The organism is Mesorhizobium sp. M0808 (genome assembly GCF_040320025.1).
In the GTDB taxonomy this organism is placed as follows: Bacteria; Pseudomonadota; Alphaproteobacteria; order Rhizobiales; family Rhizobiaceae; genus Mesorhizobium.
This window is the reverse complement of sequence record NZ_JAMYOX010000006.1, coordinates 1-12,164: the sequence shown is the minus strand read 5'-3', so window position 1 is coordinate 12,164 and position 12,164 is coordinate 1. Positions and strand designations below refer to the sequence as shown.

Sequence of the window (12,164 nt, the reverse complement as noted above, 5' to 3'; positions counted from 1 at the left end):
TACCCGCAGTTCGGTTGCGCTGCCGGCAGGCTAGACGACCGGCTGCCGGGCCAGCAAGCCATGGCTGGTTGGCCCAGCGCCTTGTGAAAGGCAGTGCAGGACGGTTAGGGTCGCCGCGTCTCACCACGGAACAATTTCATGAAGACTGTTTTTTCGCCTTTCCATGCCGGCCATTCCGGCAATGTCGAATTGATCGCCGGCGCCATCGTGCCGGCTTTTGAAACGCCTTCGCGCGCCGAGTTCATCAGGGCGCGGGTGGAGAGCGAGAAGCTCGGTCCGATCCTGCCGCCGGAAAGCCACGACCTTGCCGCCGCCAGGAAGGTGCATGCCAGCGACTACATCGATTTCCTGCCGACCGTGTGGCCGCTCTGGGAAGCGTCGGGCCGCAGCGGTTCGGCCATTCCCTTCACCTGGCCGACGCGCGGCCTTCGCGGCGACGTGCGCCCGAAAGGCATCGATGCGCTGCTCGGCTTCTACTCCTTCGACGGTGGCGCGACGTTCGTCAAAGGCACATGGGATGCGATCAAGTCGTCCTATGACGTCGCGCTGACCGCCGCGGCGCTGGTCAAGGCCGGTGAGCCTTCCGCCTTCGCCCTCTGCCGCCCGCCAGGGCACCATGCAGGGGCGGCCTTCATGGGCGGCTATTGCTTCATCAACAACGCCGCCGTCGCCGCGCAATGGTTCCGCGACCATGGCGCCGGGCGCGTTTCGATCCTCGACATCGATTATCACCACGGCAACGGCACCCAGGAGATATTCTATCGCCGCGGTGACGTTCAGGTGCTGAACCTGCATGGCGATCCGATGACCGAATATCCCTTTTTCCTCGGCCATGCCGACGAACGCGGCGAGGGCGACGGCGAAGGCTTCAACGACAATTACCCGATGCCCTTCGGCACCGGCTGGGACGTGTGGAACGCCTCACTCGAGGACGCTTGCACGAGGCTTTCGGCTTATGCTCCTGACGTCGTCGTGGTTTCACTCGGCGTCGACACTTTCGAGAAGGACCCGATCAGCCAGTTCAAGCTGAAGACCCCCGACTATCCCCGGATCGGCCGCCGCATCGCCAGGCTCGGCCTGCCGACGCTGTTCGTCATGGAAGGCGGCTACGCCGTCGAGGAGATCGGCATCAACGCCGTCGGCGTGCTGACCGGCTTCGAAGACCGCTAGAAGCAATTCCAGGAAACAGGGCGGTTCGTCGTTTCCGTGAAACGATGAACCGCTAGAACCGCCGGCGCCTGCAAATCATGTGGCCGCGCTCGGCGCCGCAACCGGCGGAGCCGGCCTGCGCGAGCGGCCGAGGTAATAGACCGCCGCCGCTGCGATGACGCCCGCTGCCAGGATGCCCGCCGCCAGCACCGGCCGGTACCAGAACCAGGCGATGGCCATCGTCGTCGCCCCGACCAGGATCGCCAGGAAGAACGCGATGATGCCGGTACCCATCCGCGCCATGCTGCCGAGCAAAGGAATGACGTCGAGGATGACGCCGATCGGCCCGAGCAGCAGGGCAAAGCCGATGGCCAGGAGCAGCACGCCGGCGGCGCGCAGCAGCCAGGTGATCAGCGTGTTCGCGCTGACCGCTTCGGCGAACATCTTTTCCGCCGGAACATTGCCGGTGTCGACCATCAGCAACTGGTCGCCGGCGATTGTCTGGTATGGCTCGAAGCCGCCCCCCGTCTGGCGCGCGACGACGCTGACCACGCCGAGCGGCGCCAGTTCGTAGCCGATGCGGTAGTCGCCCAGCGCCGGCGACGTGGTGTTGAAACCGAGATAGATTTTTCCGTCGACGATGTTGACCCGCTTGGTGCCGGTATAGGCGGCGTCTATGGCGGCCGACTGATCGGCAGACAGTGAGAACATCTTGTCGCCGCCGATCAGGTCCAGCACGGGCCGGTCGAGCGTGAAAGCACCGAGCTTGCCGTCCGGAATCTGGAATTGCTTGCTGTGGATCTCCATCGGCGGATTCTCGTGGCCGTCCGGCTTCTTGAACTCCGACGAATTGATCTGGCTGTCGTCCCACACCTTCGAATAGCTGTAGGTCGTCACCGTCTCCTCGCCGCCGCCCAGCTTCTTCGTCGTCTCGGATTTCTCCTCTTCTTTCCACTGGTACATCTCGGCGCCGCGCGACAGCCGCAACCCCTGCGCCGAAATACCGAAGTCCGGATCGGCAAGGCCGCTGCTCGCCGTCACCGCCCCGGTGACATGGACGAGCTTGCCGTCATTGGCGGCATCGACGCTGTCGGCGCCGACCGAGACCACCGCGCCCGATCCCTCGGCCAGCGAGCGCGCCGTCTGCACGGCCCGGCCCTCGTTCCAGAACAGGCCGATCACCATCAGCACGATCAGGAGCAGCCCGAAGACGACCCCGGCGAGCGCGCGTTTGATCCGCCCGAACCACGAGACGGACGTCACTTCCTGAAATGAATCGCTCATTATTTCCCCCATCCCCCGAAACCAGTCTCGCGAAATCCGCGCTCTGCCGCGCAGTGGCAAGCAACCAGCGTCACCCCAAACCGGGGCGGACGCCCATCCGTCTCGGCACCGGGAGCTTATCGCAATCGGCGAGCCGCCGATACGGCACAGTTGCGATCCGACCGGTTTCGCGGCCGTAAAGCCCATCGCTCACCGCCAATTCATTGAATTCGTTTCCGTCAAATCGCGTTGATGTCAGATTCGTCTGCAGTTGGATTGTAGCCGAATCAGCCGTTCCTTGGGGGGCGCGGCAATCACCAAAGCTTGATGGTCCGCAACTATTCCGGAATCAGATCGGCTAGTGGGCAATGCTCCACCAGCAGGCTCTTGCAGAGTGCGTAGTCTTCGTACGCGAAAACACCTTGGTGCGCCCTTAACCCCGTTGCGTGACGTGGTGCGGCAGACGGCGAACGACAATGCGGGCAAGGCGAGGCATGCGATCAATCCGAACGCAGAGCCTGTCGGTTGGGCAGCAAAAAGTGCACCATCATCGTAGTTCGATTCGGACGGATCTCAGTATAAAAAGGAGAGATATAGGAAAAATAAATAGGACAATAAATCCATATATGCTGCCGGCTATCAAAAATACGTTCTCATATGGGTAAAATGTAGTTATTAGACAAGCGATAATATACAATACTACGTTCTTTTCGTACAATTTGTCACCAAGTATGTTCAACATAAGATATGTGTACAAAATAGCGCATGTAAATATTTGTATTAAAGCCAGGCCGCTCATGCTCGCAAGCGGTCTAAAAAATACGTGAGGTATAGCCACTATGAGAATGGCAATCGACATCCCCTTGAGAGCTCGCGCTTTCATTTCAGTCCCTCGGTAATTTCCTTCTGGCAATTTTCCTACGTACGGACCGCAGTTTGATCAAGTCCGAGCTGTGGAGCCTGAAGGGCCGAATTACCTTCATGCCAGCATCTGAATCGGCGCACGCAGTGGCGTGCGCTGACCGGCTCCGCGCCCGCTATCCTGTTGTTGGACCATGATGTTTTTCCAGAATGCGTTCGCCCTTTGCGAAATGATGTTCTATTTTTTGAACCCACGGCTTGCGGGGCCGATTGATCGGAAGAACAAACGCATTTGAGTCCGGGACAGCATTTATGAACGACGACACACCGGAAAGCGAAAGCGCCTCGGCGCTGGCGCCGTTCCGGCACGGCATCTTCCGGGCGGTGTGGTCCGCCAGCCTCGTCTCCAATTTCGGTGGCCTCATCCAGGGCGTTGGCGCCGCCTGGATGATGACGACGATCGCCACCTCGTCCTACCAGGTGGCATTGGTCCAGGCCTCGACCACCTTGCCGATCATGCTCTTCGCGCTGCTGGCCGGCGCCATCGCCGACAGCTTCAACCGGCGCAAAATCATGCTGATCGCGCAGATCTTCATGCTCGTCGTCTCGGCTCTTCTGACCGTCTTCACCTATCTCGACCTGATGACGCCGTGGACGCTGCTCGCCTTCACCTTCCTGATCGACAGCGGCACCGCGCTCAACAGCCCGTCCTGGCAGGCTTCGGTCGGCGACATGGTGCCTCGCACCAAGGTGCCGGCGGCGATCGCGCTCAACTCGATGGGCTTCAACCTGACGCGCAGCGTCGGCCCGGCGATCGGTGGCATCATCGTTGCCGCGGCAGGCGCTGCCGCCGCCTTCGCCGCCAACACGCTGAGCTATGTCGGCCTCATCGTCGTGCTGGCCCGCTGGAAGCCGGAACTGCCGGCATCGACCTTGCCGCGCGAGACGCTGGGCGCCGCCATGGGCGCCGGCCTGCGCTACGTCGCCATGTCGCCCAATATCGGCAAGGTGCTGGTCAGGAGCTCGGCTTTCGGCTTCAGCGCCGGCGCGGTCCTGGCGCTGCTGCCGCTGGTCGCGCGTGACGTCGTCAAGGGTGATGCCTTGAGCTACGGCATCATGCTCGGCGCCTTCGGCATCGGCGCCGTCGGCGGCGCGCTGATCAGCGTCAGGCTGCGGCAGCTGCTGTCCAGCGAAACCATGGTGCGCATGGCATTCGCCGGCTTCGCGCTCTGCGCCTTCAATGCCGCGCTCAGCGAGAATGCCTGGCAGACCTCGCTCGGCCTGCTGCTCGGCGGCGCCTGCTGGGTGACCGCGCTTTCGCACTTCAACGTCACCGTCCAGATGTCGACGCCGCGCTGGGTGGTCGGCCGCGTGCTTTCGGTCTACCAGACCGCGACCTTCGGCGGCATCGCGCTCGGCAGCTGGGTCTGGGGCGTCGTCGCCGACGCGCATGGCGCCGAAGTCGCCCTGATGGCGGCCAGTGTCGCCATGCTGGCGGGAGGCGCCATCGGCCTGCTGCTGCCGCTGCCGCAGCAGGCGGTGCTCAACCTCGACCCGCTCAACCGTTTTCAGGAGCCGCATCTGGCGCTTGATCTCAAGCCGCGCAGCGGTCCCATCGCCATCATGATCGAATATGTCATCCGCAACGAGGACGTACCGGAATTCCTCGCCACCATGGCCGAGCGCGGCCGCGTTCGCCGCCGTGACGGCGCCCGCAACTGGACATTGGCGCGCGATCTCGAAAATCCCTCGATATGGATCGAGCACTACCACACGCCGACCTGGGTCGAATATATCCGCCACAATCGGCGCGCCACCTACGCCGACGCGGTCATCGGCGAGCGCATAAGGGCGCTGCACAGCGGCAACGAGCCACCTCGCGTCCGTCGCATGATCGAGCGCCCGACGACAGCAGGCACGGCGCTGGTCATGCCGAAGGGACCGATCGAGCATTAAAGCATTTTGCAGCCAAGGGAATCACTTGACGTCGCAGAAATGCGGTTAAAACAAATAGATAAAGCGGGATGCACCGTTCAATTTGAACGCATCCCGCTCCAGCGCAATTCCAGGAAAAGTGTGAAACGGTTTTCCGTCCGGAAGAGACAGAGCGGTTCGCCGTTTCCGTGAAACGATGAACCGCTCCAGCCACCCTGACGCCCTTCCGCTGGCGATTCGACTACATGAGCTCTATGACGAAATAATCGCCCTGCTGTATCCACTTTACCAGGAAGTTGATCGTCAGGTCGGTACCGCTCCAATACATCTCGACGGTTGATGGAGACGGCTTTATGAGGCCTCCCTCGATAAAGTCACTCGACCTCGTCCCAGATACGCCTGAGATGAAATTGAAATCCTGGAACTGGAATGTGACCTCGCAGCTGAGAGTGAACGGCGTGAACCCGCCGCCGGCCGGCTTGGGCAACGCGAACTGAACCAACGCCGGCTCTGCGTTCGGCTTTTCGGTCTTTGAAAAGCTGCCGGATGGCCCCTGCAGGTGCCAGGTGATTTCAGTGATTTCTTTCTTGGTGGCGTTGAACCAGAGACCCGTTGCTATCGTCAGCATCGCCGGCTTGACGACCGGCGCCGCAGTAAGGGGAATACTGATGGTCTCGGTCTTGTAGCCAACGGCTGCAACTTGCAAGCTGACCGATGCTTGGCCGGTCGGCGGAGATAGCGTGAACGCTGTGTTGGTGGCCCCGACCACCGCGCCCCCTTGCGATATGGTCCCTCCAACCGATTGGGACTTGTTATCGGCGTCGACTGCTTTGATGGTTATCGTCGCCGGCTGGCCCGCTATCAGGGACGGGGGAGCCGCGGAGAGCAGCATTTCCCCGAGGGTGACATTGACGGGAACTCTGGTGAGCGGAGACATCTTCGTGCACAATGTCTGCATCACCGTAATTTGGTCTTCTACCTTGAGCTCGCCCACGTAAATCCCGAAGAAGAGCGTCGTCCAACCAAGTGGCGTATCGCTGGCGCGCCACTTCCCGTTCACGAATACATGCACGCGCGCCCCGGGAATCACGCCTGATACGTAAATTAACCGCTGGAAGACCCGGACGGGCTGTTGAATATCCGGGGTCTTGAGTGGGGTCAGGTCGGACACTTTGATCGGGCCCCCGACCCGAAGCGCGAGGGGCTGACAAGTAAGCTCCAGCTCGGCGTGAATGTGCTCGCCGGCGCGCAACGGCCGAAATGTCTCGACCCAGACGAGGCCGCCAAAACTGAATACGGGCTTGCTGATTACAGGAGAATCTGGCGCATCCGAGTACAAACGTACGACCGCGTTGTCGACGCTGTTGACGAAAGCGCCGCTTGCACATTCAAATGCAGGCTCCATGACGGTCGGCGGAAATACGCTGCCCTGGTAAGACCCTACCACCAGCAACTTATCCGATGTGGCTGTCTTGCCGCATAGCTCCTGGATGACGACGAGCGATGGAAACGGCGGCGAGGCCGGGATCAGGGCCGACACGTCGGGAATCCAGTATTGGCCGGAACTCACATCCTCGCCGACTCCGATTCTCCCGAGCACGGTAGCTGCACCCGAAGTCGGATCGACAAGTTGGATCGTCAATGTCGCGCCGGGCTCGAGATTGGAGATAGGCAAAGCACGGGCTGCCGGGCAGGAGTACTGTGAGGCGTCGATTACGGGCTTTCTAACCGGCAAGGTTTCGTCGACGATCACCGGAGGGGCAGATGACGGACTTGATGCATTGCAGCGCTCGAAGTGCTGCGTGGCGCTGAAGACATCCGGATTGTGCGCGGCACGGCCAAGCAGCGCCAGGAGGTTGGCACCGACGAAAGGATATTCCAGCACGTCGCCATTGAAGTGGACCTTCGTGGTGGCGCCTTGAGCCAACCCCCTGACGGGTACTGCTTGCGCGCACCCAGGAACCGGGCCGACTGCTGGTGCCGGCATGGTATTTTCCCGATACGGCGTCTGTTCGGCGGGCAAGCTCGGGGTCTGACTGCTCTTCACCTGTCCGGCAGGCGTCTGAACGGACTGCACTGCGCTAAGCACATCGTTGGCCTGGATCGCCCCGCGAATGCGCACTGGTACGACATTTCCGCGTGCAGTATCGCTGCCAATCAATGCGCCGCCGTTGAAAATCTCGACCGTGGCGCCAGGATAGGCTGCGCCTATCAGCACCCAGTCGACGCACTCGTGCACCTGACTCAAATACACCAATGCGCTTAGCGTCGAGGGATACCCGAGCACGACGATCGGGACCGGGCTTGGATCACTGGTTTCGGCGCCGAGCGTCCAACGTGCGGTCAATGCATCCCCCACGTTGAGGGAGCCTGCGGCGACCGGCACAAAGGTACTGGTTGTGGCGCCGGCATTTACCGCAGGGACGGGTACGCCATTTACCAGGAGGGAAATGCTCGAGCCGGGAAGCGGCCCATCGATACGGACCGAGGTACTCAAGACCGATACGGGGCCAATCACAATTGGTGCAAGGAGCGTGCTCATGTTCGTTTCCCTCTCTGTACGGCGCAGACATGTCGCCTGGTTCGAAACAGGACATAGAGGGAGCGCACTTACGGATGACTTACGGATGGGTCGGCGCGGTGCTGGACTGCGCTCGCGTCCGTCGCATGATCGAGCGCCCGACGACAGCCGGCACCGCGCTGGTCATGCCGAAGGGACCGATCGAGCATTAGTGGCTGGCGGCGCGTCCAATTGGACGAGCAAATGAAATTGCGGCGCCTGGCCCAATCCGCGAATGCACGAACAGGATGGCCATTGTGGAGAGACGGTTATATCAGTTGGTGTGACTATGACCACTAAGGGGAGACGATGCGTTACATACGTCCGCTTTCAATTGAAGACGCCGCCGGCCTGTTGGCCGGTTCAGCCGGCACGGCCGCCATCCTCGCCGGAGGCAGCGACCTCTTGGTGCGAATGAAAGGCGGCTTTATCGAACCCGACCTGATCGTCGACATCAAGGCGATCGACGGGCTTGGCGAGATCAGGGAAACAGCCGAGGGCTTCAGCATCGGCGCCGCGGTCCCCTGCGCCATGCTGGGCGAGAACACGGCCCTGCAGAAGGCATGGCCCGGCGTCGTCGAAGCGGCCAAGCTGATCGGCTCGAAGCAGGTGCAGGGACGCTGCACCATCGTCGGCAATCTGTGCAACGCCTCGCCGGCCGCCGACAGCGTGCCGGCGCTGGTGGCCGCTGGCGCCAAGGCTGTGGTCGTCGGCCCGGGAACCAGGCGCACGATTGCCGTGGAAGCGGTGCCGACTGGGCCGGGCAAGACGTCGCTGGCCAAGGGCGAGATCGTCGAGGCAATCCTGCTCGACAGCCGTCTGCCGCGTTCGGGCGATGCCTATCTGCGTTTCATTCCGCGCACGGAGATGGACATCGCGGTGGTAAGCGCCGGCGTGAACTTGACGCTCGATGAGCAAGGTCGCGTCAAATCCGCCCGTCTGGCGTTGGGCGCCGTGGCGCCGACGGTGATTCTGGTCGAGGAGGCCGCCGAGGTTCTCATCGGCTCCAAGCTGGACGAAGCCACGCTGGAGAGGCTCGCCAAGGTCTGCTCGGGCGCCTGCCGCCCGATCGACGACAAGCGCGGCACTATCGAATTCAGACGGAAAGTCGCGGGTGTGCTGGCCAAGCGGGCCGCCACGACCGCCTATGCACGCGCAGGAGGCAAATGATGGCTGGTGTGGCAGTATCAACGACAATCAACGGCGACAATGTCGAGTTTCTTTGCCAGCCGGACGAGACGCTGCTTGATGTCCTGCGCGATCGCCTGGGGCTGACTGGCGCCAAGGAAGGCTGCGGCACCGGCGACTGTGGGGCCTGCAGCATCATCCTCGACGATCGGCTGGTGTGCTCGTGCCTGGTGCTCGGCGCGGAGGCCGAGGGCCGGCACGTCGAGACCATCGAGGGCATGGCACATGGCGACAGGCTGCATCCGCTGCAGCAGAAATTTCTGGAACACGCCGCACTTCAATGCGGCGTCTGCACGCCGGGCTTCTTGATAGCGGCGAAGGACCTTTTGGCCAAGAACCCCGATCCGACCGAGGAGGAGATCCGCTTCGGCCTCGCCGGGAACCTCTGCCGCTGCACCGGCTACGACAAGATCGTGCGTGCCGTTCAGGACGCCGCCAGCGTGATGAAGGGAGCATGACGATGAATTTCGATCCGCGTTACTCCGGACGCAATTTCACCTCTGTCGGCACGCGTCCCATCCGTCCCGACGGCGTCGACAAGGTGACGGGCCGCGCACGCTATGGCGCCGACTTCAACATGGCCGGGCAACTGGTCGGGCGCGTTCTCAGAAGCCCCCATGCGCATGCCACGATCAGGAAGATCGACACGTCGAAGGCGGAGAAGCTCGCCGGCGTCAAGGCCGTGATCACCGCGGCCGACCTGCCCGACCTTACCGACGGCGATTCCGCCATGTACGACATCCTCGACAACTGCATGGCGCGCAAGAAAGCGCTCTATGACGGCCATGCCGTGGCCGCGGTCGCGGCGGTCGATGCTCGCACGGCGAGGCAGGCACTGAAGCTGATCGAGGTCGACTACGAGGTGCTGCCGCATGTCACCGACGTCGACGAGGCGATGAAGCACTCCGCACCCCTGATCAACGACGCCATCTTCACCGAGGGCCTCGAGCAAAAGCCCGTCAAGCCTTCAAACGTCACCAAGCGCACCCAGTACGGCCATGGCGACATCCATGAAGGTTTCGGCCAGGCCGATTTCGTCGTCGAACGCTCCTTCAAGACCGAGCAGACGCACCAGGGCTATATCGAGCCGCATGCCTGCGTGGCCAATGTCAGCTCCGACGGCACCGCCGACCTGTGGGTCTGTACGCAAGGCCATTTTGTCTACCGCCAACACTGCGCCCAGCTGCTTGGCATGGAAGCCTCGAAGCTGCGCGTCACCTCGTCGGAGATCGGCGGCGGTTTCGGTGGCAAGACCCATGTCTGGGCCGAGCCGGTGGCGCTGGCGCTGTCGCGCAAGGCCGGCCGGCCGGTCAAGCTGGTCATGACGCGCGACGAGGTGTTCCGCGCGTCTGGCCCGACCAGCGCCACCTCGATCGACGTCAGGATCGGCGCCCGCAAGGACGGCACGATCACGGCGGCCGAGGCGACGCTGCGCTATTCCTGCGGCCCCTATGCCGGCATGTGGGCCGAGATCGGCGCCATGACGGCCTTTGCCTGCTACAAGCTCGAGAACGTCAAGACGGTCGGCTACGAAGTGCTGGTCAACCGGCCCAAGACCGCGGCCTATCGCGCGCCGTCGGCTCCGATGGCGGCGTTTGCGGTGGAAAGCGCGGTCGACGAGCTGGCCAAGGAGATCGGCATGGACCCGGTCGAGTTCCGGATCAGGAACGCGGCGCAGGAAGGCACCAGATCCTCCTACGGCCCGGTATACGGCCCGATCGGCATCGGGCCGACGCTGGAGGCGGTGAAGAACCACCCGCATATGAAGGCGCCGCTCGGCAAGAATCAGGGCCGCGGAATGGCCTGCGGCTTCTGGTTCAATTTCGGTGGCCAGACCTGCACCGACCTCAACATCGGCATGGACGGTTCGGTCTCGCTTGCCGTCGGCACTGTCGACGTGGGTGGTTCCCGCGCCTCGCTGTCGCTGGTGGCGGCGGAGGAGCTCGGTATCCCCTATGAGCAAATCAAGGCGGTGGTCGCCGATACCTCCAGCCTCGGCTATAACGATATGACGGACGGCAGCCGCGGCACCTTCTCGTCTTCGATGGCGACGATCTCCGCCGCTCGCAACGCCATCAAGGTCCTCAGGCAGCGCGCCGCGCAGATGTGGGACATACCCGTCGACGACGTGGTCTGGGAAGAGGGTCACGCGATTGCCAAAGGCGCGACGCACGGCAACCTTTCGCCGCTGTCGATGAAGGAGATCGCGGCCGCTTCCGGAAAGACGGGCGGACCCATTGCAGGGCACAGTGAGCTCGTCGCCGACGGCGCCGGCGTCTCCTTCGCCACCCATATCTGCGATATCGAGGTGGATCCCGAGACAGGCTCGACCAGGGTGCTGCGCTACACCGTCGTTCAGGACGCCGGCAAGGCGGTGCATCCGACTTATGTCGAGGGGCAGTACCAGGGCGGTGCCGCGCAAGGCATCGGCTGGGCGCTTAACGAGGAGTATATCTACGGCAAGGACGGGCGGCTGCAGAACCCTGGCTTCCTCGATTACCGCATCCCGGTCTGCTCGGACCTGCCGATGATCGACACGCAGATCCTCGAGATCCCCAATCCCAACCATCCCTACGGGGTGCGCGGCGTCGGCGAGACCTCGATCGTGCCGCCGCTGGCGGCGATCGCCAATGCGGTGTCGAACGCCGCGGGCGTGCGCATGACGCACATCCCGATGTCGCCGCCGCGCATCCTGGCGGCGCTCGAGGCAGAACGGGAAGGCTGATGGTCGAAGTAACGCTCTGGGGATCGCTCGGCGCGATCGCCGGAGGCAAGAGCAAGGTCGAGATCGAGGCGAAGGACATAAGGGAGCTGTTCAGGAAACTGGCTGAACAGTATCCCGGCCTCGAGCCCTACATCGATCGCGGCATCGCCGTCGCCATCGACGGGACGATCTATCGCGACACCTGGTCGAAGGAACTGCCGGAAGGGGCGGAGATTTTCCTGCTGCCGCGCCTTGCCGGGGGATAACTGAACAACCCTGTCCTACCCATTGACGACCAAGACATGGCCTAGGCTCGAGAAAAACCTCGGCTATCCACGAGAATTCTTGGCCAGTTCAGCCTGCGAGTTTGGCTCCTTTTCGATGACTGCTTCTGTGTCAGAGAACGAACCCGCTCGCGGGAGGGGCGCGGGGTTTGAGGCGTGAGCTTTGTTGGCAGCGTCGGTGAGGCTTTAATCGATCAGGGGTGACGGACGGCCATCGGCC

Annotated in this window: 8 protein-coding genes; 6 read left to right on the top strand and 2 right to left on the bottom strand. The window is 62.6% G+C overall.

Features of this window, described 5'->3' with window-relative positions; genetic code table 11:
* Window positions 1–138 precede the first annotated feature (138 nt).
* On the top strand, window positions 139–1,170 hold the full coding sequence (locus NKI25_RS10215) for a histone deacetylase family protein (RefSeq protein WP_352586595.1): 1,032 nt from the start codon (window positions 139–141) through the stop codon (window positions 1,168–1,170).
* A 75-nt stretch (window positions 1,171–1,245) separates the two neighbouring features.
* Here NKI25_RS10215 and NKI25_RS10210 read toward each other — a convergent pair whose 3' ends face one another.
* The gene (locus tag NKI25_RS10210) at window positions 1,246–2,433 is read right to left on the bottom strand and encodes a TMEM43 family protein (protein WP_352620429.1); all 1,188 of its coding nucleotides are present in this window, start codon (window positions 2,431–2,433) and stop codon (window positions 1,246–1,248) included.
* A gap of 1,152 nt (window positions 2,434–3,585) precedes the next feature.
* Between NKI25_RS10210 and NKI25_RS10205 the strand changes: the two genes are divergently transcribed.
* Window positions 3,586–5,229, top strand: coding sequence for an MFS transporter (locus tag NKI25_RS10205; RefSeq protein ID WP_023675447.1), 1,644 nt, complete (start codon window positions 3,586–3,588; stop codon window positions 5,227–5,229).
* 220 nt (window positions 5,230–5,449) lie between these two features.
* Here the strand turns inward: NKI25_RS10205 and NKI25_RS10200 are convergent, their stop codons facing one another.
* Window positions 5,450–7,750, bottom strand: a complete 2,301-nt coding sequence (locus NKI25_RS10200; RefSeq protein ID WP_352620426.1) for a hypothetical protein — start codon at window positions 7,748–7,750, stop codon at window positions 5,450–5,452.
* 327 nt (window positions 7,751–8,077) lie between these two features.
* Here NKI25_RS10200 and NKI25_RS10195 point away from each other — a divergent pair, with 327 nt between their 5' ends.
* The 4 genes from NKI25_RS10195 to NKI25_RS10180 are packed head-to-tail and all read left to right on the top strand — an operon-like array spanning window position 8,078 to window position 11,926.
* The gene (locus NKI25_RS10195) at window positions 8,078–8,938 is read left to right on the top strand and encodes an FAD binding domain-containing protein (RefSeq protein ID WP_352620425.1); all 861 of its coding nucleotides are present in this window, start codon (window positions 8,078–8,080) and stop codon (window positions 8,936–8,938) included.
* Window positions 8,938–9,414, top strand: coding sequence for a (2Fe-2S)-binding protein (locus NKI25_RS10190; RefSeq protein WP_352539334.1), 477 nt, complete (start codon window positions 8,938–8,940; stop codon window positions 9,412–9,414). The genes NKI25_RS10195 and NKI25_RS10190 overlap by 1 nt, the downstream gene beginning before the upstream one ends.
* Before the next feature lie 2 nt (window positions 9,415–9,416).
* Window positions 9,417–11,681: a xanthine dehydrogenase family protein molybdopterin-binding subunit gene (locus tag NKI25_RS10185; RefSeq protein WP_352620525.1), complete on the top strand. Its 2,265-nt coding sequence runs from the start codon at window positions 9,417–9,419 to the stop codon at window positions 11,679–11,681.
* Complete coding sequence (locus NKI25_RS10180; RefSeq protein WP_023675441.1) at window positions 11,681–11,926, top strand: MoaD/ThiS family protein; 246 nt, start codon at window positions 11,681–11,683, stop codon at window positions 11,924–11,926. The genes NKI25_RS10185 and NKI25_RS10180 overlap by 1 nt, the downstream gene beginning before the upstream one ends.
* The last annotated feature ends 238 nt before the right edge of the window (window positions 11,927–12,164 follow it).